The sequence below is a fragment of the Gluconobacter sp. genome (assembly GCF_047722525.1).
GTDB lineage: Bacteria > Pseudomonadota > Alphaproteobacteria > Acetobacterales > Acetobacteraceae > Gluconobacter.
The window spans coordinates 12,360-37,115 of the sequence record NZ_JBDNYY010000004.1 but is presented as its reverse complement, the minus strand read 5'-3'; the positions used below and the strand labels follow the sequence as shown (position 1 = coordinate 37,115).

General features: G+C 59.3%; 24 protein-coding genes and 1 tRNA gene. 15 read left to right on the top strand and 10 right to left on the bottom strand.

What is annotated here, in order from left to right; all coding sequences use genetic code 11:
• Nucleotides 1-7: 7 nt before the first annotated feature.
• Nucleotides 8-1,063, bottom strand: coding sequence for a dTDP-glucose 4,6-dehydratase (rfbB, locus tag ABF859_RS05080; RefSeq protein ID WP_415526705.1), 1,056 nt, complete (start codon nucleotides 1,061-1,063; stop codon nucleotides 8-10).
• Nucleotides 1,064-1,260: 197 nt separating this feature from the next.
• Here rfbB and ABF859_RS05075 point away from each other — a divergent pair, with 197 nt between their 5' ends.
• From ABF859_RS05075 to ABF859_RS05055, 5 genes are all read left to right on the top strand, one after another.
• Nucleotides 1,261-3,309: a hypothetical protein gene (locus ABF859_RS05075; RefSeq protein ID WP_415526704.1), complete on the top strand. Its 2,049-nt coding sequence runs from the start codon at nucleotides 1,261-1,263 to the stop codon at nucleotides 3,307-3,309.
• On the top strand, nucleotides 3,306-3,992 hold the full coding sequence (locus ABF859_RS05070; RefSeq protein ID WP_415526703.1) for a histidine phosphatase family protein: 687 nt from the start codon (nucleotides 3,306-3,308) through the stop codon (nucleotides 3,990-3,992). Before ABF859_RS05075 ends, ABF859_RS05070 begins: the two co-directional genes overlap by 4 nt.
• A gap of 498 nt (nucleotides 3,993-4,490) precedes the next feature.
• Nucleotides 4,491-5,807, top strand: a complete 1,317-nt coding sequence (locus ABF859_RS05065) for a tyrosine-type recombinase/integrase (RefSeq protein ID WP_415526702.1) — start codon at nucleotides 4,491-4,493, stop codon at nucleotides 5,805-5,807.
• A gap of 137 nt (nucleotides 5,808-5,944) precedes the next feature.
• Nucleotides 5,945-6,628, top strand: coding sequence for a MerR family transcriptional regulator (locus ABF859_RS05060; RefSeq protein ID WP_415526701.1), 684 nt, complete (start codon nucleotides 5,945-5,947; stop codon nucleotides 6,626-6,628).
• The gene (locus ABF859_RS05055) at nucleotides 6,625-7,044 is read left to right on the top strand and encodes a DUF5615 family PIN-like protein (protein WP_061510184.1); all 420 of its coding nucleotides are present in this window, start codon (nucleotides 6,625-6,627) and stop codon (nucleotides 7,042-7,044) included. The genes ABF859_RS05060 and ABF859_RS05055 overlap by 4 nt, the downstream gene beginning before the upstream one ends.
• A gap of 45 nt (nucleotides 7,045-7,089) precedes the next feature.
• Here the strand turns inward: ABF859_RS05055 and ABF859_RS05050 are convergent, their stop codons facing one another.
• The 3 genes from ABF859_RS05050 to ABF859_RS05040 form a co-directional block, all read right to left on the bottom strand.
• Nucleotides 7,090-8,409 (bottom strand): restriction endonuclease, encoded by a 1,320-nt coding sequence (locus tag ABF859_RS05050; protein WP_415526700.1) that lies wholly within the window; start codon nucleotides 8,407-8,409, stop codon nucleotides 7,090-7,092.
• 62 nt (nucleotides 8,410-8,471) lie between these two features.
• On the bottom strand, nucleotides 8,472-9,503 hold the full coding sequence (locus ABF859_RS05045; protein ID WP_015072884.1) for a virulence RhuM family protein: 1,032 nt from the start codon (nucleotides 9,501-9,503) through the stop codon (nucleotides 8,472-8,474).
• The gene (locus ABF859_RS05040) at nucleotides 9,500-9,745 is read right to left on the bottom strand and encodes a helix-turn-helix domain-containing protein (protein ID WP_415526699.1); all 246 of its coding nucleotides are present in this window, start codon (nucleotides 9,743-9,745) and stop codon (nucleotides 9,500-9,502) included. Before ABF859_RS05040 ends, ABF859_RS05045 begins: the two co-directional genes overlap by 4 nt.
• A gap of 139 nt (nucleotides 9,746-9,884) precedes the next feature.
• Here ABF859_RS05040 and ABF859_RS05035 point away from each other — a divergent pair, with 139 nt between their 5' ends.
• From ABF859_RS05035 to ABF859_RS04990, 10 genes are all read left to right on the top strand, one after another.
• The gene (locus ABF859_RS05035; RefSeq protein ID WP_415526698.1) at nucleotides 9,885-10,112 is read left to right on the top strand and encodes a hypothetical protein; all 228 of its coding nucleotides are present in this window, start codon (nucleotides 9,885-9,887) and stop codon (nucleotides 10,110-10,112) included.
• Entirely contained in the window at nucleotides 10,109-10,525 is a 417-nt protein-coding gene (locus ABF859_RS05030) for a hypothetical protein (protein WP_415526697.1), read from the top strand. Before ABF859_RS05035 ends, ABF859_RS05030 begins: the two co-directional genes overlap by 4 nt.
• Nucleotides 10,525-11,376 carry a hypothetical protein gene (locus ABF859_RS05025; protein WP_415526885.1) on the top strand — a complete coding sequence of 284 codons (852 nt, stop codon included), beginning with the start codon at nucleotides 10,525-10,527 and terminating at the stop codon, nucleotides 11,374-11,376. The genes ABF859_RS05030 and ABF859_RS05025 overlap by 1 nt, the downstream gene beginning before the upstream one ends.
• A complete protein-coding gene (locus ABF859_RS05020) occupies nucleotides 11,373-12,434 on the top strand; it encodes a hypothetical protein (protein ID WP_415526696.1) in 1,062 nt (353 codons plus the stop codon). Before ABF859_RS05025 ends, ABF859_RS05020 begins: the two co-directional genes overlap by 4 nt.
• Nucleotides 12,435-12,825: 391 nt before the next feature.
• Nucleotides 12,826-13,392 carry a hypothetical protein gene (locus ABF859_RS05015; protein WP_415526695.1) on the top strand — a complete coding sequence of 189 codons (567 nt, stop codon included), beginning with the start codon at nucleotides 12,826-12,828 and terminating at the stop codon, nucleotides 13,390-13,392.
• Nucleotides 13,389-14,153, top strand: coding sequence for a phage antirepressor (locus ABF859_RS05010; protein WP_415526694.1), 765 nt, complete (start codon nucleotides 13,389-13,391; stop codon nucleotides 14,151-14,153). The genes ABF859_RS05015 and ABF859_RS05010 overlap by 4 nt, the downstream gene beginning before the upstream one ends.
• A complete protein-coding gene (locus ABF859_RS05005) occupies nucleotides 14,150-14,713 on the top strand; it encodes a hypothetical protein (RefSeq protein WP_415526693.1) in 564 nt (187 codons plus the stop codon). The genes ABF859_RS05010 and ABF859_RS05005 overlap by 4 nt, the downstream gene beginning before the upstream one ends.
• Nucleotides 14,710-15,783 carry a toprim domain-containing protein gene (locus ABF859_RS05000; RefSeq protein WP_415526692.1) on the top strand — a complete coding sequence of 358 codons (1,074 nt, stop codon included), beginning with the start codon at nucleotides 14,710-14,712 and terminating at the stop codon, nucleotides 15,781-15,783. The genes ABF859_RS05005 and ABF859_RS05000 overlap by 4 nt, the downstream gene beginning before the upstream one ends.
• Nucleotides 15,734-17,647, top strand: a complete 1,914-nt coding sequence (locus tag ABF859_RS04995) for a DUF927 domain-containing protein (protein ID WP_415526691.1) — start codon at nucleotides 15,734-15,736, stop codon at nucleotides 17,645-17,647. Before ABF859_RS05000 ends, ABF859_RS04995 begins: the two co-directional genes overlap by 50 nt.
• A 185-nt stretch (nucleotides 17,648-17,832) precedes the next feature.
• On the top strand, nucleotides 17,833-18,381 hold the full coding sequence (locus ABF859_RS04990) for a recombinase family protein (RefSeq protein ID WP_048842843.1): 549 nt from the start codon (nucleotides 17,833-17,835) through the stop codon (nucleotides 18,379-18,381).
• Between the two features lie 696 nt (nucleotides 18,382-19,077).
• Here the strand turns inward: ABF859_RS04990 and ABF859_RS04985 are convergent.
• The 6 genes from ABF859_RS04985 to mnmE all read right to left on the bottom strand — a co-directional run bounded on the left by ABF859_RS04985 (nucleotide 19,078) and on the right by mnmE (nucleotide 24,698).
• Nucleotides 19,078-19,153, bottom strand: a tRNA-Lys gene (locus tag ABF859_RS04985).
• A gap of 118 nt (nucleotides 19,154-19,271) precedes the next feature.
• Nucleotides 19,272-20,147 carry a ParB/RepB/Spo0J family partition protein gene (locus ABF859_RS04980; protein ID WP_415526690.1) on the bottom strand — a complete coding sequence of 292 codons (876 nt, stop codon included), beginning with the start codon at nucleotides 20,145-20,147 and terminating at the stop codon, nucleotides 19,272-19,274.
• 6 nt (nucleotides 20,148-20,153) lie between these two features.
• Nucleotides 20,154-20,957 carry a ParA family protein gene (locus ABF859_RS04975; RefSeq protein WP_415526689.1) on the bottom strand — a complete coding sequence of 268 codons (804 nt, stop codon included), beginning with the start codon at nucleotides 20,955-20,957 and terminating at the stop codon, nucleotides 20,154-20,156.
• On the bottom strand, nucleotides 20,947-21,528 hold the full coding sequence (rsmG, locus tag ABF859_RS04970) for a 16S rRNA (guanine(527)-N(7))-methyltransferase RsmG (RefSeq protein ID WP_415526688.1): 582 nt from the start codon (nucleotides 21,526-21,528) through the stop codon (nucleotides 20,947-20,949). The genes ABF859_RS04975 and rsmG overlap by 11 nt, the downstream gene beginning before the upstream one ends.
• Nucleotides 21,525-23,381 carry a tRNA uridine-5-carboxymethylaminomethyl(34) synthesis enzyme MnmG gene (mnmG, locus tag ABF859_RS04965; RefSeq protein ID WP_415526687.1) on the bottom strand — a complete coding sequence of 619 codons (1,857 nt, stop codon included), beginning with the start codon at nucleotides 23,379-23,381 and terminating at the stop codon, nucleotides 21,525-21,527. The genes rsmG and mnmG overlap by 4 nt, the downstream gene beginning before the upstream one ends.
• Before the next feature lie 3 nt (nucleotides 23,382-23,384).
• Complete coding sequence (gene mnmE, locus ABF859_RS04960) at nucleotides 23,385-24,698, bottom strand: tRNA uridine-5-carboxymethylaminomethyl(34) synthesis GTPase MnmE (RefSeq protein ID WP_415526686.1); 1,314 nt, start codon at nucleotides 24,696-24,698, stop codon at nucleotides 23,385-23,387.
• Between the last annotated feature and the right edge of the window lie 58 nt (nucleotides 24,699-24,756).

The following is a 24,756-nucleotide window of genomic DNA, read 5'->3' as shown; positions in this document are numbered from 1 at the left end:
ATGGTGCTCACTTGCTGGCTCCCAGTCTCTGGCCTGTATAGCGCTTGGAGCGGATTCCTTCCCACCAGGCGCGGTTGTCGAGATACCACTGCACGGTCTTGCGGATGCCGCTCTCGAAATCGTGCTCTGCCTTCCAGTCGAGTTCCTTCTCGGCGTGGGACGGATCGATCTCGTAGCGGAAATCATGGCCGGGGCGGTCGGTCACGAAGCGGATCAGGCGCTCGCGCGGGCCGGCCGGGTCGGGCTGGAGCTCGTCGAGAACGGCGCAGATCTTCTTGACCACTTCAAGATTGGTGCGGGGCTGACGGGCGCCGATGGCGTAGGTTTCGCCCGGCTTGCCAGTTTCTACGGCTTTGACCAGTGCCTCGGCATGGTCTTCGACAAACAGCCAGTCGCGGACGTTCTCGCCCTTGCCGTAAACTGGAAGTTCGCGGCCTTCGATGGCGTTGATGGTCACCAGCGGGATCAGCTTCTCGGGGAAGTGCCAGATGCCGTAATTGTTGGTGGTGTTGGTTACGAAGGTCGGCAGGCCGTAGGTGTGGAACCATGCGCGGACCAGATGGTCGGACGAGGCCTTGGAGGCCGAATACGGGCTGCGGGGATCGTAGGGTGTGGTTTCTGTGAACGGCGGGTCGTTCGGCTCCAGATGGCCGAAGACCTCATCCGTGGAGATGTGATGGAAGCGGAAGGCCTTCTTTTCGGCGTCTCCCAGCGTGTTCCAGTATTTCCTGGCGGCTTCGAGCAGGGAATACGTGCCGACGACGTTCGTCTGGATGAAGACACCGGGGCCATCGATCGAGCGGTCCACGTGACTTTCGGCGGCCAGATGCATGACGGCGTCCGGGCGGTATTCCTCGAACAGGCGCTGCATTTCCACGCCGTTCACGATGTTTGCGCGGGCATGGGAATACCGCGGGTCGCCTGCGACTTCGCTGACCGTGTCTTCCGAGGCTGCATAGGTCATGCAGTCAACGTTTAGAACCGAATGTTCAGTGTTCCGGATCAGATGGCGCACAACGGCCGATCCTATGAAACCACAGCCGCCTGTCAGCAAAATCCGCATTTGAACCTCATTGGTTAATATCCGGGTCTGGGCCCCGGCAGAGCAATTTTATCTTACAGCGTTGTTGAAACAGCGCAAATAACGCCAGTACATGTCTGGCGACACCGGGCAGGTGACCTCGGGGATGCTTTCGCCTCTCGCGCTGTCCGGACTGATGGGCTAATCCCACAGTCGTGCGGAGGCAGGAGAAGCAGGACATGCTGGCTGATACTTTGACACGCTCCCTGACGGATGTTCTGGAGCGGCCCGATCTTCGGGTAATTGCGGATGGGCTGGTCCCTGTTCTGGATGTGTCACTGCCTCTTCCGTTCAGAGTCGAGGGAAAGCTGGAGCCGGGACAGCCTTTCTGCCTGAAGACGGCCACGCTTACTCTGGGTGGACCCTGTCTTGAAGCGCCGCGTCTTGCGCCGACTTTCCTGCGACATGCCATCGAACTGATGCGGCTGCTGGAACCGGGCGCCAATCCGTATCTGGCCAGTTTTGCCGCAGCGCGCGTGGCGGCGCTGTTCCATGCGCTCGATACGGGCGATGTCGCGCCGCTTCCGGCATGGCTTGCCGTCTTTAGTGACGATGTCCCTTCAGCCTCGGCCCTGTTGCAGAGCTGGCAGACGCTGGGGGCTTTCCTGCCTGATCTGCCGCCTTTCACACAGCATGAAGCCGAGCGGCTTCAGGGGGTTCTGGCGCGCCTCTGGCCCGTTCTGGCCCCTGCTGAGACGTTGATGAGCAGCGGGGGGGACTCCCGGCTTGCGGTTGATCCGCATACCGGGCTGAACCGTTATTCCAGCTCTCATCGTCCACGGCCGTGGGCGATCACTTTTGGGTCATCGACGGCCTCCTCGCTGTCCGAACGGGGTTTTGGGGGGGCGGAAGCGGCCCGGCGCGGCATGATGAGCGCGCTGCTGGCCAAGCAGGATCCCGATCTGGTGCAGGAAGGTGTCGTGCGCCGGGCCCGCGAGGCGATCGGGGCGCATTTTGGTCTTCCGGAAGATGCCGTGCTGCTGTCAGCTTCGGGCACGGACTGCGAACTGGCAGTTCTGGCGCTTGTGGCAGCCGGGACGGAGCGGCCGGTCACGTCCATTCTTCTCGCTCCGGATGAAACGGGCAGCGGGGTGCCGCTTGCGGCGTGCGGGCGGCATTTCGCGACCGACAGTGCCTGTTCCACGCTGGTGGGCAAAGGCGAGGTGATCGAAGGGTTTTCGCCACAGACGCGGCTGATCGGTGTGGATATCCGTGGGGCTGACGGGACGGCGCGGCCGGTGGCCGAGATCAATGCGCAATGTACGGCTCTGGTGCGTCGGGAAGTGGCCGAAGGGCGGCATGTGCTGCTGCACCGGCTGGATCAGTCCAAGACCGGGCTGGCAGCACCGGACATGGAGCTGGTCTGGGAATTGTGTACGGAGCTGGGTGATCAGCTCAGCATTGTTGTTGATGTCTGTCAGGCGCGGCTGAGCCCGTCGCGTGTGGCGGAATGGGTGGAACGGGGGATCATCGTCATGATCACCGGCTCCAAGTTCTTTACCGGGCCGCCTTTCTGCGGGGCCATTCTTCTTCCTCCTGAAATCCGCAGTCGCCTGCCGTTCCTGTCGCTCCCGAGGGGGCTTCGTGCCTATGGCAACCGGGACGAATGGCCCGAAGGGGCGGATGCCTCGGCGCTCAATGATGGTCACAATATCGGTCTGGCGCTGCGGTGGTATGCGGCTCTGGCGGAAATGGATGCGCTGTTTGCGCTGCCCGATCCTGTCATTCGCAGCCGTCTGACCCGGTTCATGACGGAAGCCGTGGCCATGGTTAAGGCCCGTCCGGCGCTGACCATGCTGCCGATGGGTACGCCTTTCGATGACGGGCGCTGGGATGCAGTGCCGACCATCCTGTCCTTTCTGGTTGAGGATCCCCATGCTCCAGGTCACCCGCTGGCGCTGGAAGACGCGCGGCGCCTGCATCGCTGGCTGAATGCGGATCTGTCGCCCTGGGTGACGGAAGGCGAGGGCAGTCTACTCTGTGTGCTGGGGCAGCCGGTGCCGGTGCCTCATCCGCTGGTTGATGGACCGGCCGGAGCGCTACGTCTGTGTGCGGGCGCGCGACTGGTTTCGGGTGAGCCGTCGCATGAAGGGCTGGACGAGGAGCGTCGGTTGCAGCGTGAATGCATGGATGCGCGCCGCGTGCTTGGAAAACTGGAACTGATCCTGAAGCACTGGGATGTTCTGCTGGACGCGAACCCTGTCCCCCGTTACGCCCCGTTGTCATGACCCAGACAGACAAAGCGGTCCCGCACGGGCATTTTCTCGATACGCCGGAACTGCCGAAGGGTGTGACCCGGTTCTGGCTGATCCGTCATGCGGTCGTGGAAGCCAGCGCTCGCAAGACGATGTATGGCGCGCTCGACGTGCCGCTGTGCCGCGAGGCGATGGCGAGCCAGCAGGGCGGCTATGCTACGCTGGCGCGGCGTCTGCCGTCGGATGCGCTGTGGTACAGTTCACCGCTCCAGCGGGCACGCGACACCGCTGCCGAGATCCGCAGAGCGGGGGCGTTTCCGCAGAATGTGACGATAGACGATCATTTCATCGAACAGTCCATCGGAGACTGGCATGGCACGCCGCATGGTGAGTTCATGTCCCTGCTTCGGCTGCCGCCTAATCCGTTCTGGTCCATTTCCGCCTGTGAGCTTCCGCCGGGCGGGGAGAGCATGCTGGATGTCTGCGCGCGCGTGGGGCACGGGCTTGAGGATCTGGCGAATGCGCATGAAGGCCGGGACATGGTTGTCGTCAGCCATGGAGGCGCCATCCGTGCGGCTCTGGCGCATGCTTTGGGCGTTCATCCCGATACGGCGTTGCGCTTTTCGATCCAGAACCTGTCCATCACCATTCTGGAACGCATCGACTGCCTGTGGCGTGTCGTGACGGTCAACGAACTGCCTGATTTCCGGGGCTGAAAGCCCAAGGCAGTCTCTGGATTTCAGGGGCTGCCCGGAAACACGAAAAGACCCGTATAACGGGCTTTGGTCGGTCAGTATAAAATTTTTGGGAAACAACCGGAGACGGGCATGGTGGGCACACAAGGGCTCGAACCTTGGACCCGCTGATTAAGAGTTACGCCCGGCGAAATACAGTTAAGACGCAGTAAAGCGCAAAACCGCGCAATAACAACGCCTTATAAAAGGGCGTCTGAGACGGTTTGTGCAAAGAGACGCACCGAAACGCCCCTATTGCTATTTCAAATGAGTCCGGATTGAGTCCGGAAAAACTCGTCAGCGGGTTCAGAGAGGGGAATTGGGCAAAATGAAATTCAGGGAGCTACACAATTACGGTGTTATAGGTGTTATAGGTGTTACTCACATATATAATATATTGATTTTACTGTGTTTTTATCCGGTTTTCTCACTAACACCTTTCGATTTCGTAGGTGTTAAAGGTGTTATTGAGGGCTGGGCATGAGGTTTTCGAAGCGGGAAATAGACGCTCTCACCTGCCCGCCGGGGAAACGGGACGCTGTGTTTTCGGATACGGAGACCAAAGGCTTTCTCGTTCGTGTCACTGACACTGGGACAAAGCTGTTCTTGTTTCAGTATCGCTACGCAGGAAAGGTCCGCCGCCTCAAGTTGGGAGAGTATGGTGCTCTGACCATTGCCCAGGCTCGGAAGATGGCTGAGGAGGCTCGTGGGCGTGTTCTTGCTGGCGGAGATCCCGTGGGTGAGCGCCGGGCGGAAGTGGTGTCCTATCAAGCCTCCCTACAGGAGCAGGCCGCACAAGCAGCGATAGATGCCCTGACGTTGGACGTGCTGATTGACCGCTGGGCTGCCATGGCACTCAGGGAGCATAGCGAGACCTATAGGCGGGAGGGCCCGCAACGCATCCGGTATAACTTCCAGCTGTTCCTGAACCGCCCGGCGCAATCCTTAACAGTCTCTGAGTTACAGGCCCGGCTTGATGAGATTGCAGAACGGCACCCCACCACGGCCCGGCGCCTGCAAGCCTATGCCCGCGCCATGTATGCCTGGGCTGTGAAGCGTCAGCTGGTCGAGGATAACCCTTTCGCCCGGCTGATCGTCGAAGGGCGTGAAGTCTCAAGGGACCGCGTTCTGACAGATGAGGAAATCGGTGAGATATGGCGGGCGGCTGGACAGATGGCCTATCCCTTCGGGCCGTTCTTTCGATTGCTGTTGCTCACCCTACAACGGCGGGCAGAGGTTGCAGAAATGCGCTGGGAGGAGATTTCACCGGATCTGACCACCTGGACCATTCCTGCTGAGCGGACAAAGAACAGCAGAGTGCATATCGTCCATTTGTCGGAACCTGCACGGCATGTCCTGGCTGCGCTGCATAGGCAGACAGATCCGAAGACAGGGGCCATCTCCCCTTACGTGTTCACGAATACAGGCAGGACGCCAATCTCCGACTTCTCAGGAGCCAAAGAACGGCTGGAGAGACTGATTGAGGTTGAGAGCGCTGAAAAATCGCCGGGAAAAGAAGTCTGCGCCATGCCCGCGCCGGGCTGGCGATTGCATGATCTGCGACGAACGGGCGTGACGGTTATGGCCCGCCTAGGGGTTGGGCCTCATGTGGCTGATCGGGTGCTGAACCATGTTCAGGGGACGATTAAGGGAGTGGCGGCCGTCTATCAGCGGCATGAGTTCCTGAAGGAACGGGAGATTGCCCTGGATAACTGGGCCGCTCATGTCTTTCAGGTGGCTGAGGGTTCAGAACTCAATACGGCTGGAAGCCGGGTGATTGCGTTGCGGCGGTCCTGAGGCATATGACGCCCGGCGATACGGGTCACTTGCAAAACTAATAGGCAGCATGATCTATAGGCGAGAGATAGCCGAGTTCTGCCGTGTCGCAGGCGTGGCTTTGCGGGGTTTTATGGCCTCCATCGTGGAGGGTGCACATGCCGGATAAACAGAACATCATCGGGAAAGGCGTCTATACCGTCTCGGAAGCGGCATTGCTGGCGCGTGTTCCTGCGCCGCGTATTCGTGCCTGGCTGTTTGGGCATGGTGCTGATGCTGTCCTAAGCCCTGAACTGCAACCAGAAGATGGGCATGAGGGACTGACTTTCCTTAATCTCGTGGAGATACGTTTCGTCCAGGAACTGCGGGCATCTGGCGTGTCACTTCAAGCTATTCGGCGCATGGTGGAGAACGCCCGGCGCATGTTTGGAACGGATCATCCCTTTGCCTCCGGGCAATTCCATACGGACGGCAAGGCTGTGTTCTTCCAGGCGGCTGAAGAGGCTCCGGAAAAGAGCCTTATCGATCTGACAGATGGGAATGGAGCTATGCTGGATGTGCTGGAAACAAGCTTCCGGCGTTCTTTAAGCTTCAGTGACACAGATGGCCTCGCAGAGACATGGCAACCCTATGCTGACCTGAATCGAATTGTTGTGGATGCTCACCGCCAATTCGGGCGGCCTATCGATTGCTCAGGTGTTCCGACACAGGCACTTGCACAAGCTTTGAGAGCTGAGAAAGGGGATGCACGGAAAGTCGCGTCCTGGTGGGAGGTTCCGGAAGAGGCTGTGACGCAGGCTGCTGAATTTGAGTTCAAGATCAATCAGCGGCTTGCGGCTTGAGGTTCGTTTTCGACGAGAACCATCCGCCACCATTGGCACGGATGCTCGCAGAAATAGCCAAAGCTGAGCCCTATGACATTGCCTCTGTCGTCTCGCTGGGCCTTCGCGGGACAAAAGATACCGATCTATTCCGGCTACTCACGAATGGTGCAGAAGGTCGGAATATTCTGATTACAGCCGATGCAGCAATGAAACGCCGTAGGCATGAGGCAGCCGCTATTCAGGAGACAGGCTTGATCGTGGTGGTCTGTGCCAGAGGCTGGAATCAGGAGCGTGATATCTTTCGCCGTGGTGCCATGCTCCTGCAATGGTGGCGTCAAATTGTGACATGTTCGGAAGATGCGCTGCCAGGTACATTTCTGGAGCTGCCCTGGAAAAGCCGGGGAGTTGGAAAGCTCGCACGCTGGAAGCCATGAAAGGCAACTTGTAAGAAATCCTTACAGGTTGAGCCAGCGTGACATCTAAGCCGCCAATCTTTCACAAAACGAAGCTAGCTCCTGATGATGCAGTAGATGTACGCCTGTTGTGGCTGCGAGCTGTCGGGCCGGGATTGTGTAACCGGCGTTTGAGGCCACGATAGCCTCATCTGCCTGCTGGTGCTGCTTGGCGGTGTAGATCTCCTGTACGGCTTTGTTTCCGACCGGCTGGCTATAGAGTTTGCATTGAACCACGATCTTCCGGCCGCCTTTGGTAGCAATGATATCCGCGCCCTGGTCGCCACTTGCCTGGGTGACGCGGGCGTTCCATCCGGCTTGCTCCAGAAGCAGCGCACAATGCCGCTCATAATCGAAGGGGTTCATCTGAGGGTCGAAGACACGTGGATCGCTCAGTGGCTTCTGATTGAGAACAGCGCCGGGCGGCATACGTTGGGCGATTTCTTCAATGCGTGCTTGTGCCTGGTCTTTCAGCAGCGGCCATTGATCGGCCAAGCCTTCTACCTGGAGAAGAGGTAAAACCCGGGTGTTGCAGAAATAGCCGATTTCCTTGGCCCATTTGGTCAGATGAATTGTGCCATAGGCGTCTGTTGTCACCAGCTGAAGGCGGCGAACCTGCAAAGCCGTTCCTTGGTCGCGAATTTCCTTGTCGATGATTTCCCAAGCCCGGCGTTTACGTGCGGCCCGGCGGCGTGCCCGAAGTACAAAATATCCGATCAGGCCTGCTGCTATCAGGGCGCATATCAGTAGTCCGCCCGAACCTGAATCTTTGGTGTTTGCAGAACTGGGAACAGCAGTGGATGTGACAGAAGGCGTGGGCTCACCTGGCGTATTGTCTTCTGGTGCCTCGTTGGTCGTAGCCTCTGTGTCGTGCCGTGGTTTCTGCCAGCCTTTAGGCAAAATATCCGTGGTCTCGCTAGAAGGCTGTGAGACCTCTTGGTCAGGGCTTGCGGGGGCAAGTTGCACTGGTCCGCCCGGTGGGGCTTCTGCGGAAGACTGGGGAGGTATGGGCAGGCCAGCGGATACCTGCTCTGGAAGGAAGAACAGTGGGGGCATCCCTGCGCGTGGCGGATCGCGGCGCAAGAGGAGTAGTCCGTTTTCCTGGCTGATTTGTTCCCATTTCTCGCTGGGCTCAACCTGGAAGCATCGGCCATCAGTAATAACGAAGTGAACCCAGCCCGGATCGTTCTGGCGCGGATCTGCATGGTTGGCGAGGGCGCGCGTGGCTCGTGGGTTTACGCAGGCATAGGACTGCCCAGCGGGATGAAACACCCCATCTGCGAAGGCTGTGATGGGAGCAAACAGCGTGAGAGTCATGAGAAGTGTTTTGGTGTTAAGGCCGCGCATTGTTTCTCCTGACGTTCTCAATGACTGTTTTGCTCAATGTTCTGGGTTCTGATGCAGTGCGCTCAGTCCTGCCTTCTCTTTCGAGTAAGCCGCACAGTTTTCTCGATGTCTTCTAGAGCGACGCTCACGTCTATGTCTGGCTCGCTTTCCATCTTTTGGCGGTCTGCAAGTTTGCGGCTCGAATCAAAGGCTTCGTATCGTTGGTGGGCAATGTCATCGGCCTGCTTTTTGGAGCGCCGTCCTACTCCACGAAGAACTGGAAGCTCGTTACCGCTCAGAAAGTTATCAAGGATGCCCGTCCACTCCTGAAGGGCAATCGTGCTACGTCGCTTGGCTCGAAATTCTGCCGTCTCAAGAAACATCGTGACGATCTGGTTGAGTTCTTGGATTTCCTGATTGCCCAAGTAGTTTTTGGCAGTGGTTACATCTGCCTTGCACACTCGCCTACTGGACCATGATGTCAGACCCATGTTCGGTGCATTTGGGTCAGATCGTTCAATGATCAGTTCAGCCGCTGTATGGCTGGTTATTGCGTAGAGCATTTTGTTCTGGATGGTGGCGTAGAAATTTCGAGATACTGGGCTGTCCGCGTCATAATCGGGGCTCAGGCTCAGAATGTCGCGAACCTTGTGATAGAAACGCGCTTCTGAGGCCCTGATATCCCGGATGCGCTGGAGCAGCTCATCGAAATAGTCATGTTTGGGGTCCTTCAGGCGCTCGTCATCCATGGCAAAGCCTTTGACGAGATACTCTGAGAGGACGCTGTTGGCCCACCGGCGGAACTGGGTTCCACGTTGCGAGCGAACGCGCATCCCAACGGCAAGAATGATATCGAGATTATACACCTCGATTTCGCGAGAAACCTCACGATTTCCTTCCATTTGAACTATTGGGAATTTCCCAATAGTTGCCTCACGTACGCATTCGCCCTCTTCGTATATCGCCCGGATATGCTGATTGATTGTGGTGACGTCGCGGGCGAATAACTCAGCTAACTCCTTCTGGCTGAGCCAGACTGTTCCGTTTATGGCTTTGAGTTGGATTGAGGTCGTACCGTCTTCGGTGTTGTAGAGAATGATCTCGCCGTTGCTCATCGGGGCGTCTCCTCTTTCAGGCGCACGCCGGGGCCGCCTCCGTTTTGGGGGATGAACTCTACGCCTGCGGCTTCCAGGGCTTTGCGGATGGCTGTGATCGTGCTGGCACGCGGGGTTGTTGCGCCATCTTCAAAGCGGACAAGAGTGCTTTTTGGAACGCCGCTGACAGTCACTAATTCATCGCGGCTCCAGTTGAGCAATCCTCTTGCTGCTCTCACCTGTGCCGCTGAAATGGTATCCACAATATCATTTCCGCTTGCTTCTGATGTGAGAGAGTGACACTCTCCGTATCGTTCTGCAAGGAACAAACCGTTTTACGGCTGGATGAGGTGCTACCAACACCTCGCCCAGCCTAACCACATACCGAGAGGGACCTCGGCAATGGCTATTCATGCCTTTACCACGTCCGGCTTGCGCCGGGCAGTGATTGCTTCTGCGCACCTTGTTTCTGAGGCCGCACCTGCTGTTCTGGGGGCAGGTCTGTTCCTGCTGTCTGTCGTGACACTTGCTCAGCCGGAGCACCTGCATGGCCCGGCGCGGGCTGGTCATCACCATACCCATTCCTCCCTCCTGCTGGCGTCTGCGAAAGCGGAAAGGGGGCATTCATGATGAACGATCAGTCCAAGGCCAGAATGGCGACTGTAGCGGGTCTGGGCCGTCTCGCCGGGCTGGCAGCCATGACAGGGACAGACGCCATTACGGCGGACTCTCTTTCGTTCTGTCCGCCTCCTGTGGATTCACACCTGGTCGGCCTTTGCGCGGATCTGGCTGCCACGGAAAGAGAGCGGCAACGTCAGCTTGACCAGGCACACAGTCTTCCTGCGTCTCGCCTGGGGGGACTGCTGGCCCGGCGTCAGACGTTGATTGCTGCGGTCTGTGAGACGAAGGCAGCCAGTCTGGATGGTCTTAAGGCCAAAAGTAGAGCCACGCGGTTAGTTCTGGGGGATGCGGTGGTTCCGCGTAACATGCGGGAGGCCATGATGCGCTCCCTGCTGGAAGACATGCAGGGAGGGCTCCTGTGATGCAGACGTTCAAGGTTAATGCGGGCGGAGAGAACGCGGCTGATGTGTCGCCGGATGCTGTTCTGATCCGTCTGTGCGGTGAGTTCGTGCAGACTGTGCGGGCTAAGGATGCGCTTATGGAGACGGCTCCAGCCAGTCCTGAGGCTCAGGCTGTTTCTGATCGGGCACGTGAGCTGCTGGATGATCTTCTGGTGCAGCGTGCGACAACGCCGGAAGGCCAGAAAGCCCAGATGGAAGCTCTAAAGGCATTAGGACGGCCGGTGCTTGATTATGAGCAGATGATCCGTGAGGCTCCAGACTGGTTTGGGCAGGTCGCTGCGGCCATCATACGTGATCAGGCACAGGTCATGCAGGTTCGCCCGGCGGAGCCAGTTGTATCCGCGCCTGTGGGGCCGGTTTCGCCCTATGAGGCTGCTGTTCGTATGCGCCGGGCTCAGAAGCTTAAGGATCAAAGGACTGATTACCTTGAAGCTTTGGAAGACGGGCAGGAGATACGGAAACGGCGCTGGTCTGCCCTTGATGCGCAGGCGGCCGAAAGTGTCGAACTGCTGTTGCATGATCTGATGCCGCTTCTGCCGTCTGCCTCCCTGGTGGACGCTACGGTTCAGGTGTTCGCGGCACTGGAAACGCTCCAGGCAGTGGATCTGGAGCCGGTGGGGGGAAGTGCCCCCTTGTATCGGTCCGAGAATGTCACGCGGATCATGCGGTGTCTGTCCTCAGCATTGCCCGTCCTTATGGCAGCCTGTGGGCAGGACCTGACGGACGTTCTGGACCCTGCGGCGCTGAGCCTGCCAGAAGCTGAGCACGGGCTTTTCAAGACACTCTGGCAAGGCTCTGAGGTGATGGCATGACCGGGCTGTCTTTAGCCTCGTCTGGGCTGGTCCGCGCTGGGTATGTTCACGGCTTGTTTCCTTTTGGCGCCGGGCGCATGGTGACGGATGGCGCGGCTAGGTCTGGCCGCCGAACGCCGGAACCCCACGTCTGGCTCGCCGCGCCGCTCCAGTTCATGCGTGGGGACGGCTGGCGTGGGGCGGCTATGGGTCATCAGTTAGATGCAGCAGAGCGCTTTGCTCGTGGTGAGCGCGTGTTTCTGCATGAATTAATTCCGCTCTGGGCGGCTGAAGAGTTAGAAGCGTTCGTCATCATCGCCCGCATGGTGCAGCGCTTTGGTGGTTTTCAGGCGAACCGAGACGATGCTTGCCGTAGAATACTTAAAGTTAGGGGTATCGTTGAGGGCCAGCCTCTTCCTCCAGGGGCGGAATGGCCAAACGAGCAATTATCTAAAGCGTTGAATTATGATTGGGGTCTCGGGGCAAAGTGGGATCAAGTCGATAAAAAAGTCCGAGAAGTGTTGGTTCAACCTAATATTCAGACGGGCTTTGTCGATACGCAGAGCGATTATGGTGACATCAGGGAGTGCCACCACCGCATGTGGGCCCGGCGTCGTATCGGTATGCCGTGGCCTGACGATGTTGATGAAAATGGCCTGTTTCTTGAAGGCTTAAAGGTCTTTGGGAGTAACAGTAGACAGACATGGTGTGCTGTCGACATAGAAGTCTGTGCAAGAGATATAAACTCTGGAAGCAAGCCTTCTCAGTCCTTGTCTACCGCTGTGAACAGACAGGAAATCAGCCACCTTGTTTCAGAAAATCTAGAAGCGGTTCCTAGGGAAGAGTCGACCAGAAGATGTTCAGATGAAGATCTGATTATGGCGGCTGTCGACGAAGAAGAGCGACTCTTGAAAAATAACGAAGCCCCAATGGACCATAATAGTCGGTTCGCATTTCTTGCGACAAAGCGGAAAAAACTGACTCGCAATTATTTCAAGACGGTCCTCATGCCGGAAATAAGAAAACTTGCGGAAAATCGGGGTGTGAAGCTCCGTGGCAGGGGTGACAGTAAGAAATAATAGGAGGCGATCTTTATCCCTCCTATTTGTCACCTGTTCCCCTCCAATTTTGGTTTCTTGTTCTTTGCCCTGACGTTTCCGGCGGTGCGGTGCATGTGAAGGCATCTCCTGATCCGGACACGAAGATAGGGATAGGATTCATGCATTCTGCTGAAAAGAAAGTTGTGCCTCACACACCTCTTGTCGTGTCTGAAAAACAGGCTGCGACAATGGTAGGTCTTGGGACGCGGACACTACAAAAAAAGCGGCTTGATGGTACTGGCCCGGTATTCGTGCAACTCACCGAACGGCGTATTGGTTACAGTGTCGCTGAACTCCAGCGCTGGATCTCCAGCCGTTCAATGCGCTCAACGTCAGAGGCAACGGTGCGAGCCCAGCGGGAGGCCGCACCATGTTGACAGCCTCTCATACGGTTTCACGGAGTGCGCCTGCATCGCGCCGGGCCGGTGATCTGCTTTGGCCGTCTCTGGAAGCCAGCAAGCCGAATCTGCTTACGCGTATCCTGACGTTCTTCCATGGCTGTGACGACTACGTGCAGAACAGTCCCTGGCGTCGTGACATGAGCGAGACCCTGCGTCTGCATGGCCGTGATGAGTTCCGTCCTGTGCCGTCTCAGGATGCTGTGATTGGCCTTCTGGCAGCGTGGGCAGAACTGCGGAAGGTCCTGGTGGCTGATGATGCCTTTCTTGCCCTGGTCCATCCAGACATTCCGGAAGACGCGCCTGATCAGTTCCAGTCTTTGAAGGCCGCCCTGGTGTGGTTCCGCATTGGACTAGACCGGGATGTTCGCACGGTCGAGGCGAGGAACTGGCTGGATGCTCTCGGCTGGCAGGACATTCTCATTCTGGCAAAAAAGCGGGATCAGGCAGCCGAACGGTTGATTGCTGGAACTGCCATCGTCGGTCCGGAAGGTGACATCGTGGCTCTACCTGCGGCCCGGCGGGAGGGCGCGGTATGACCGAGATGATGCCTCTTCAGTTCGAAGGCCAGAATGTCCGGGTGCTGAACCGTGAAGGTGTTGCCTGGTGGGTGCTGACGGATGTGTGCGGACTCCTCGGTCATAGCAATCCGTCTGTAGCGGGTCGGCGTCTGGATGATGACGAGAAGGATACCCTAAACATTGGCGAGGGTATCCGGGACGGCGGTGTCTTTGCTGACGGTCGGGCTCAGTCCGTTGTCCTCATCAATGAATCCGGTCTCTGGTCTTTGGTCCTCACAAGTCGGAAGCCTGCTGCAAAGCGGTTCAAGAAGTGGGTGACAGGTGAGGTCATTCCGTCAATCCGCCGCACCGGTGCGTATGTCGCATCTTCTGCTGGAGACACGTCTGAGACGCTGATGGCGCGTGCTGTTCTGGCAGCTCAGGAAGCTCTCCAGCGGAAGGATGCCGAACTGGTGGCGCTGGCTCCGAAAGCCTTAGCCTATGATCGCATCGCCGGGATGGACGGACTGCTAACCCTCACGGAAGCGGCCAAGGAATGTGGGTGGCCGCCGCGTCGGTTCATGGCTCGTCTTCACGAGATGCGCTGGATCTATCGGGCTGGAAACAAGAGCCGCTGGATTGGTTATGCGGACAAGGAACGGGCTGGCTATCTCTCTTACAAGCATTTTGAGCAGACGCACCCGGAGGGGCATTTGGTGAGCCGCCCTCAGGTGGTGGTGACTCTCAAAGGGCTGGCCCGTATTGCCCAGATCCTCCCTGCTCTGGGGGAAGTGGTATGACTGATGGTTTTGCAGGTTTCCGTATTGGAATTGCAGAGCTGGCAATTCTGGGGCTGCTCTTTCCGGCGGAATGCGAGGATCTGCCTGTATGGTCTGTGGAAGACAGGGCGATCTTTCGCCGGGCTGCTGATCTGGTGGCGCGTAAAGGTGATGATCTGTTCGTTCCGCCCGGCGATGGTCAGGACGCGTTGGCTGAGGCGCAATGGGAAGCCAATGTGCGGGCTTCGGGCTGGTGGCCTTTCGCTTGGGTAAAGACAGGGCCAGACGGCGACTGTAGCAGGCAGGTTCATGATCTGACATTGCCATTGCTCTGGGGGACGGAATGGCTCCTGGTGGAGCTGGAACGGCGGCGCTTTACCTACGCAGATCCGGCGATCAGGGCGGCATCTGATCTCATTCGGCACGCCAAAGCCCGTCTGGATGTTTTGCGTGAGCATGAAGGGGGCTTCGTCAATGATGTGCCCGATCTGAGGGATGTCTGCGAACGGCTCTCTGGCACGCTGCAAGGCCGCTGCCCTGTTCTTATGGCTTGGCCCGTTCTGGAGCCTGAACCCGCATGAGGCAGCATGACGCGGGCACGCTCTCACGGATGCTTGCGGAGCGCATCGGTGTTCTGGCGCGGGAGCTGCTGCCGAACGGCCGGAAGGATGGCGCGGAATGGCGGTGTGGCTCTCTAGCTGGCGAAAAGGGACAGAGCCTTGCCGTCCATCTGAATGGTTCCCGGGCAGGTGTCTGGGCTGACTTCAGTTCAGGCGAGCGCGGGGATGCGTTGGATCTGGTAGCGGGTGTCATGTTCGCGGGAGATCGGCGGGAAGCGATGAAATGGGCTATCAGCTGGCTGGGACTGGGTGATGGCTCTGCACCGACTTTCCGCGCGCCTGAACGGAGGCAGCCTGTTCCAGATAAGCGAAATGGGGAACTGGATCAGGAGGCCCAGCGCAAGCGGGCTTCTGCGCGTCGGCTATGGCATGACACGGCACCTGGTATCGCAGGAACGCCAGTAGAGGCTTATCTCGCCGGGCGCGGGATTGTTCTGCGTGAGCTTGGGCGTGCTCCTGGTGCGCTACGTTTCAATCCGTCTGTCTGGTGTGGGGAAGTGCAGAGACCGCTTCCAGCCATGATTGCGGCCATCTGTGGCCCATCCGGAAAGCTGGTGGCCGTTCATCGGACGTGGCTGGGTCAGATGCCCGGCGGCCAATGGGCCAAGGCTGATCTTCAAAACGCCAAGAAGGTGCTGGGATCGTTCGCGGGCGGATGCGTGCGCTTGTGGCGTGGAGCCTCGGGCAAGGCGCTGGGCATGGCTCCGGACGATGATGTGACGGTCATCGCGGAAGGCATCGAGACGGCGCTGTCCGTGGCTGTGGCCTGCCCTGAGTTCCGGGTGTTGTCGGCGGTGTCGCTCAGCAACATGGTGAGCGTTTCCCTGCCAGATAATCTCAAAAATATCACCATCGCGGGTGACAATGACCACGGGAATGAAAAAGCCCGTCGCGCACTGGAAGCCGCTCTCAAGAAATTCGCATCGCAGGGCCGCACTGTTCGGCTCGCCATGCCTGAAATCGTACATGGAGACTGGAACGATGTCCTCCGGGGAAAAGGTAAAGACGGGAAGCCAGAGCGGCCGGTCTGATATTCGTAAGGGAATTGAGAACGCCAAGGTGTTCCAACTTCCAGCAACGGGACGAAACGACGCAAAACAGCAGGAGGTCACTGAAGACCGGCGGTTTCTTTATCGGGATGATGGGATCTGGCGCCGGGCCGGGGATGGCGCTCCGTATTTCATCTGCGGACCTGTCGAGGTTCTGGGAGAATCACGCGACGAAGCCGGACAGAACTGGGGGCTTCTCCTGGCTTGGCATGATCGTGATGGTCATCGGCATGAGGAATCTTTTGCCCGTGCCCTGTTCGCGGGAGATGGCAATGAGATCCGGACCCGGTTGGCAGACGGCGGCCTAACGCTGGGCGCGGGCGCTAAAGCCAAGGCCGCGTTCCTGGAGTGGCTGGCGAGTTTGCAGAGTTCGCAACGGGCGAGAAGTGTGACGAAGATCGGCTGGCACCGCTTCGGGGGTGGGGATGTGTTTGTCCTTCCTGACGAAACGCTTGGTGAAACTTCGGAACGTGTGGTGTTGCAGACGTTGGATCGTGAAGCGTCTCTGTTTGGGGTTTCAGGCAGCGTAGAAGATTGGAAACTCCAGATTGGTGCGCTGTGCATGAAGAACAGCCGGCTAATCTTCGCGGCGTCGTGTGCCTTTGCTGCGCCGCTTCTGGGACTGTTGGGTGAGGAAGGCGGCGGGATCTCGTTCAAGGGCTCCAGTCGTTTGGGCAAGTCTACGGCCTTACGCGTGGCGGCCTCTGTATGTGGTGGCACGCCTCAGAGCGGGGCAGGAGGTTACATTCGCTCCTGGCGTTCTACGTCCAACGGTATCGAAAGCACGGCCTTGGCGTCCTGTGATGTGTTGCTGCCACTGGATGAGATCGGGCAGCTGGACCCGCGTGAGGCTGGTGAGATCGCCTATCTGCTGAGTAACGGGCAGGGTAAGGCGCGTGCTTCTCGGACGGGTGGAGCGCGGACCGTGGCGCGGTTTCGCATTTTATTCTTGAGTACTGGAGAACTCGGTCTGGCTGACCTGAACAAGGAAGCCGGAAAGGCGACAAAGGCCGGGCAAGAGGTGCGGTTTGCCGATCTGCCAGCAGACGCCGGGCATGGCCGTGGATTGTTTGAAGACGTGCATGACCATGACACGCCAGACGCTTTCGCCCGTCACCTGCGCATTGTCACAAAGGAATATTATGGCGCGCCGCTACGAGCCTTCTTGGCGAAGCTTACGGATGAGCTGCGGATGAAAGGGAGTGACGCCATACAGGATCGGTTGCGCGGTCGTATGGCGGATCTGACGGCTCAGTGGTTGCAGTCCTATCCTGAGGCATCGGGACAAGTGCGCAGTGTGGCTGCTCGCTTTGCGATGGTAGCAGCAGGCGGAGAACTTGCGACGGAATACGGTCTGACAGGCTGGGACAATGACACGCCCGGCGTGATGGCGGAGATCTGTTTTGCTGCATGGCTGGCAGAGCGTGGAACGGTTGGACGGCGTGAGGATGAACAGGCTGTCGCCCAGGTGCGAGACTTCATTGCCAAGAATGGTGAAGCCCGGTTTGAACGTTGGGTTGATCCCGTCCAAGGGGATGCAGCGCAGTCCGAAGAAAGCCAGCCGCCGGGGGAAAGGTTTCGGACGCAGAACCGGGCAGGCTGGAAGCGCTGGATGAAAGGTGAGGAAGGGAAGCATGAATGGCGTTACTTCCTGACAGCGGAGGGAATGTCTGAAGCTCTATCAGGGTTGAACCGACGCAATGCCACACAGACGCTGATTGAGACGGGCTATCTCATGCCTGGCAAGAACAAGAACTCAACTGTCATTTCTCCGCCAGGCCATCGCAATATCCGGGCGTATGAGGTGAAGGCTTCTATTTTGGGAACGGAAGAGGGGGATCGCTGAGGCGATCTCCTTTCGCCATGCGCTGGACGCATGAGTTCAGGGTGTCTCTTTTGAGCATACCGATACGAGACGGCTTTGTGAGACACGGGATTGGCGGATTTCCTTGTCTCATTTGGGTTGATTTTTCTATATGAGACATTCTATGAGAAACGTCTAGACCCAAACGAGACACTTGGAATCGCCATATGACTATCTACGGTTACGCCCGCGTCAGCACCACCGATCAGGATCTCACAATTCAGGAGCAGGCTCTCAAAGCGGCTGGGTGTCAGGTCATTCGTTCCGAGAAGGTGTCAGGGACTTCGACCGCCGGGCGTCGAGAGCTGCAAACCCTGCTCGCCTTCTTACAAGCAGGTGACGTGCTGGTGGTGACGCGCATTGATCGCCTCGCTCGATCCATCGCGGATCTGCAAACCATCATGCACACGCTCAAAGACAAGGGCACGGCTTTGCGTTGCACGGAGCAGCCAGTGGATACGACCACAGCAGCGGGCAAGGCGTTCCTGGACATGCTGGGTGTGTTCGCGGAGTTTGAGACGAACCTGCGGCGTGAGCGTCAGCTGGAAGGGATCAAGGCCGCTAAAGAACGTGGCGTCTATACCGGCCGCAAGTCCTCGATTGATGCTGACGTGGTGAGGAAGCTGAGAGATGAGGGAATCGGGCCTGCTGAGATAGCCAAGCGTCTCGGCATTGGTAGGGCCAGTGTCTACCGCATTCTATCTGCTGATCTCTGAGCCTGCTGCGGTCCGGGTGTCTGGTCTGCGCGGGCAGCGCAGGAAGTTTCCTTCCCGCGTTTTTTGCCTCTCTATGCATTGAGCGCATATCGCTACCTTTTGAGGCTGGCATATGCGAATGGGCGTGTTTGGGAGGTGTTAAAGAAAAACCCTAGTTTTCTGCGGAATAGCCATAAGAGCCAATAACACCTTTTAGAAGGTGTTACGCCTGAACTACGAAAGGTGTTATTGGAAAACTTTTATAAAACAGATACTTATCAGTCGAATAACACCCTAACACCTTTAACACCGTTTTTAGGGCAAGGGTAAGAAAGGCAGAAGCAGAGACCTTAGAGGCATGCGTTTAGTGCATGGGTCTGAAAAAAGGGAAGGGCAGGGCCAGCAGGATCAGGCGGCAATCCGGAAAATGTTTGGGTCCCTCCTGGAGGGTTTGCCGTCCGGGGGTAGTTCGCACCCCGGTAAGAGGCACTTTTTGAGCAAATCTGAAAATGGGTTGGTGTTGTTGTTGTTGCTGTTTGGAGTCGGGATGGATCCGAAGCGAACGGAACAGCGAACAGCCAATGTTTTTCAGATGAGTCCGGATTGAGTCCGGGAGATCCGCAGAGGTCCGCAAAGCCACAATCCAGCAAGAGCCTTGTAGGCTGCTGGGACAGTCTAGAAACCGCAGATTTTCAAGGGAAATACCGGAGACGGGCATGGTGGGCACACAAGGGCTCGAACCTTGGACCCGCTGATTAAGAGTCAGCTGCTCTACCAACTGAGCTATGTGCCCATGGCCCGTCTACCGGTGGAGCGGCTTATAGCGGGATTCTGCCGGAGGCTGCAAGGGGTTTTTCATCTTTTCTTCAAGTTTGCGCTCAAAAAGACGAAAAACCTTCTATTTCAGTGGCTTATGTTCGGTTGAGAAGACGCATGACGCTCTCGAACTGCTCCAGAGACGTATAGTCGATCTTCAGGGAGCCGCCTTTTTTGCCGTTATAGGAAATATGGACTTTCAGCCCGAGGCGGGAGGAGAGGTCGTTTTCGATCTGCAGGATTTCCGCATCGCGGGCCTTTTTGGCGGGTGTCGGGATATCCTTGCCGCTGGCCAGGGCTTCGGTCTGGCGGACGTTCAGGCCGCGGGCGATGACGAGCTTGGCAGCCGCAACCGGATCGGGGTGCGTCAGCAGAGCGCGGGCATGACCGGCCGTGAGTTCGCCGTTGCGGACATACGCGCGGACTTCCGGAGGCAGGTTGAGCAGGCGCATGGTGTTGGTGATGTGGGGGCGGGACTTGCCCACGGCACCCGCTAGTTCTTCCTGCGTCAGGGTGTAGTCCGTGACCAGACGGTGCAGGCCCTCGGCTTCTTCGATCGGGTTGAGGTCCGCGCGCTGGAGGTTCTCGACCAGGGCGGCGGCCATGGCGTCCGTGTCGTCCAGTTCGCGGATATGGACGGGGACGCTGTGCAGGCCTGCGAGCTGTGAAGCGCGCCAGCGGCGTTCGCCGGCGATGATCTGGTAATGGCCCGGCTTTTCCGGATCAGGACGGACGAGCAGGGGTTGCAGGACGCCGCGTGAGCGGATGGAATCGGCCAGTTCGGACAGGCGCTCGGGGTTCATGTCCTGTCGCGGCTGGAAGGGGCTCGGGGCCAGAACATCCACCGGCAGGGAGGAAAGCTGTTGCGGCTGGGCGTTCGCACGCGTGGCGCGGGCGAGTTGCGGGGCCTGATCGCCCAGAAGAGCCGCGAGGCCGCGACCAAGCCGCGGAGAACTATCCTTTTTGGCCATCGCCGGTTACGCCTTTGCCTTGTTCTTGTTGCGTTTGATCAGTTCGTCCGCCAGCGCCAGATAGGCGATGGCACCCGTGGAGCGGGCGTCATAGTCCAGCACGGGGCTGCCGTGGCTCTGGGCTTCGGAAATGCGGATATTGCGCGGGATGAGCGTCTCGAACACCTGATCGCCAAAGAAGCCGCGCGCGTCCTGCGCCACGAGTTCGGACAGGTTGTTGCGGCGGTCGTACATCGTCAGGACGATGCCTTCGAGATGCAGGTCGGCATTGAAAGCGCGGCGCACGCGGTCGATGGTGCGGACGAGCTGGCTGATGCCTTCGAGCGCAAAGAACTCGCATTGCAGCGGTACGATCACGCTGTCGGAGGCGACCAGCGCGTTGAGCGTCAGCAGACCGAGGCTCGGGGGGCAGTCGATCAGGATGGTGTCGTAATCGCCTTCCAGCGCGCGCAGGGCGTCCCGCAGGCGGTATTCGCGGCGCTCGTCACCGATCATTTCGAGTTCTGCACCGGCCAGTTCGTTGTTAGCGGTGATGATCGAAAGATTGTCGAAACCGGTCGGCTGGGGCAGGGCGTGGGGCTCGGCTTCAACCATCAGCGCGGCATAGGTGCCGGTGTTGCGCTGGTCGTAGTCGATGCCCAGGCCGGTGGAGGCGTTGCCCTGCGGGTCCAGATCCACGAGCAGGACGCGCTGTCCCTGACGGGCCAGACCCGCTGCCAGATTGATGGTGGTGGTGGTCTTGCCGACGCCTCCCTTCTGGTTGGTGACGGCAATGATCCGGGTGGTGGGGGATTCGGTTTTAGACGACACGCTTGAAATCACTGACCTTGATGATGGCTCCGCCGGGGTCGGTGCGGCTGGGAATAATTGTGTGGCTCATGTGCCAGTCGGCGCTTGCCTCGGTCAACTCGGCCTGCGCTTTCTGACCCTTCAGGAACAGGCAGAACCCGTCCTCCTTCAGCAGTGGCCGCGCCCATTCGAGGAGCTTGTTAAGAGGAGCCAGCGCCCGGGCCGTGATGATGTCGGCCGGAGGGGGGCTGGCGGCTTCGATACGCTTGGCAATGACCGTGACCTTGGCCTCGCAGATGCGTCCGGCTTCCCGCAGGAAGGCGCATTTGCGCTGGTCTGATTCGATCAGGGTAACGGGATTTCCCGTGGCGATGGCCAGAATAATGCCCGGGAAACCGCCGCCCGAACCCAGATCGGTAATGGTCGCGCCTTCGGAGATCAGTTCCGCGAGCTGGAGGCTGTCTTCGATATGACGGGGCCAGAGCTGGGCGATGTCACGTGGGCTTACTAGATTGATCTTTGCGTTCCACTGCACGAGCAGGTCGGCAAAGCGCTCCAGCCTCTCATGTGTTTCACGTGAAACGGTGGTCATGACAGGGTCCTTACATGGGCCAGCAGGGCGACCAGCGCGGCAGGTGTAACCCCGCGCACGCGCTGTGCTGCGGCGAAACTGGTCGGGCGGGACTGGGAAAAGCGCTCGCGCATTTCGCTGCTCAGGCCGCCGATGGCAGTGTAATCCAGATCGGCCGGAAGGGCGATGGCACTTTCCGATGCGAGCTGTCGAATTTCACGATCCTGCCTGTGAAGATAGCCGCCATAGCGGGCTTCGGTCTCGACATGGCGGCGCACACGCAGGGGGAGTTCGGCGAACCACGGGGCCAGCGCGTTCAGAATTGTGTGGTCGCCATTGCTGGCCAGAACGTCGAGCACCGTGCGTCTGCGGCCATCCAGAGAAACTTCGAAACCGAGGTCGCGTAGGGCCTGCGGCAGGAAAGTCGTCTCGGCTGCGCGGGCCATGGCAGCGTCGAGTTCGGCTTTCTGGGTGGTGAAGGCCGCTTCGCGTTCGGACAGGACGCAGCCTGCGGCGATGCCTTTGGGTGTTAGGCGCAGATCGGCATTATCGGCGCGCAGGGTGAGGCGATATTCGGCGCGCGAGGTGAACATGCGATAGGGTTCGCTGATGCCGTGCAGGGTCAGGTCGTCGATCATGACGCCGAGATAGGCGTCGCTTCGGTCCAGCGTGAGCGGTTCATTGCCTGCCGTGGCGCGGGCAGCGTTCAGACCGGCGAGCAGACCCTGTGCGCCGGCTTCTTCGTAGCCGGTCGTGCCGTTGATCTGTCCGGCGAGATACAGGCCCGGCAGGCGGCGGAGTTGCAGAGAGGGCAGAAGCTCACGCGGGTCTACGTAATCATATTCGACGGCATAGCCTGCCGTGACGATGCGGGCGTTTTCCAGACCGGGCATGGTGGCGATCATGGCGGCCTGCACGTCAGCGGGCAGGCTGGTGCTGATGCCGTTGGGATAGACCAGATCGCCACCCGGATTTCCCGGCAGGGCTTCGGGTTCCAGAAAGACCTGATGCGATGTGCGCTCGGCGAAGCGGACGACCTTGTCCTCGATGGACGGGCAGTAGCGCGGGCCACGACCGGCGATGGCGCCGCCATACATGGCCGAACGGTGCAGGTTCTCGGTGATGATCCTGTGGGTTTCGGCGGTGGTCTGGGTGATGCGGCAGACGACCTGCGGGTTGGTGATGGCCGTCGTCATGGGGCTGAAAGCCTCGGGTTCGGCATCGCCGGGATCGGCCGGGAGGTTTTCCCAGTCGATGCTGTCTTTGGCCAGACGCGGCGGCGTGCCGGTCTTGAGGCGGCCCATCTGGAGGCCGAGCGCATAGAGCCGTTCGCCCAGACGCTTTGCCGGAGCCTCGCCAATGCGTCCGGCTTCCGTCTGGGTGTGACCGACATGGATGACACCGCGCAGGAAGGTTCCGGTGGTCAGCACGACGGCACCGCAGCGGAACGCTCGGCCGTCTTCGCAGATGACGCCAGTGATGCGGCCGTTTTCCTCGATCAGGTCTCCGGCAGCGCCTTCAAGGATCGTCAGGTTCGGCGTGGCGGCAAGCAGATCCTGAATGGCGGCGCGGTAGAGCGAACGGTCGGCCTGGGCGCGGGGGCCGTGAACGGCTGGTCCCTTGGAGCGGTTGAGCAGTTTGAAATGGATGCCGGCGCGGTCTGCGGCCTTGCCCATCAGGCCATCGAGCGCGTCGATTTCGCGCACGAGATGGCCTTTGCCGATCCCGCCAATGGCCGGGTTGCAGGACATGGCACCGATCGTTTCAAGCCGATGGGTGAGCAGCAGGGTGCGCGCGCCAAAGCGGGCGGATGCCGCCGCGGCTTCACATCCGGCATGACCGCCGCCGATCACGATGACATCGAAATCGCTCAAAACCTACTTCCCGATACAGAACTGCCCGAAAATTGCATCGAGCAGGGATTCAACATCAACACGTCCCGTCAGACGCCCCAGAGCCAGCATGGACAGGCGGAGTTCTTCGCCCCGAAGTTCCGGCCATGTCGCGGTCCGTGCGCGGTCCAGATGGGTTGCGGCCTCCTGGATTCCGGCGCGGTGTCTGGCGCGGGTCAGCGGCGGCGCGGCTGAACCGGCCATGAGTTCTGCCACCCGTTCGGACAGAATCTGACGCAATGCAGAGAGGCCTTCGCCGGACTGCGTGCTGATCCCTAACATGCCGGACGGGGCGGGCGCGATGTCGATTTTCGTCCGAATGGGAATTTCCTGCCCGGAAAGGGATTCGAGGCTTTCATCGGGGCCGATCAGGTGCAGCACGACGTCGGCCTGTTTCACGTGAAACAGTGCGCGGCGGATGCCTTCGGCTTCGATCTCGTCTTCGGTTTCACGCAGGCCAGCCGTGTCGATCAGGCGCAGGCGCACGCCGTCCAGAACCCAGTCGAGCGCGATGGCGTCGCGCGTGGTGCCCGCGCGATGAGTAACAATAGCGGCGTCAGTTCCAGATAACGCATTGAGAAGGCTGGATTTTCCGACGTTTGGAGCGCCAGCGATCACGACGGTCAGGCCTTGGCGCATGAGTTCGCCGCGATTGTCTTGAAGATGGGCGGACATCTCGGTCTGGAGCTTCGAGAGTTCCTCGATCAGGCCGTCTTCCACGTCCTGTGGCAGGTCTTCGTCCGGGAAGTCGATCAGGGCTTCCTGATGGGCGAGGACGAGGCGAAGGCGCTGTGCCCAGTCGTCATACAGGCGGCTCAGGGCGCCATCAGCCTGACGCAGCGCCTGTTTGCGCTGGCTTTCCGTCTCAGCGTCCACGAGGTCGGCGATGGCTTCGGCCTGGAGCAGGTCCAGTCGGCCTTTCTGGACGGCGCGACGGGTGAACTCACCCGGTTCGGCTGGGCGCGCGCGCAGATCGGTCAGGGCGTCGGCGACGCGGGCGATGATGGCGGGGCCTGCGTGGAGATGCAGTTCGAAGCCGTCTTCGCCGGTATAAGAATTAGGGCCGGGGAGCCAGAGGGTGACAGCGTGATCGAGTACCTCTCCGCCATGACGCAGGGTGCGCAGGCTGACGCGGCGGGGCTTTGGGAGGTGCCCGTTGCAAAGCGCCCTGAGGATCGTATCGCTGCCCGGGCCGCTGGCGCGCATGATCGCGATGGCCGCACGGGACGGACCGGTGGCCAGTGCGAAAATGACCTGAGGGGCGTTTTCAGGGGCGTCCGGGAGGGATGAGCGCGTCATGGCTTTCTATGTAGTGCAGGTGGCCTCATGGGGGAAATGGTCTGTAGGTGGACATGAA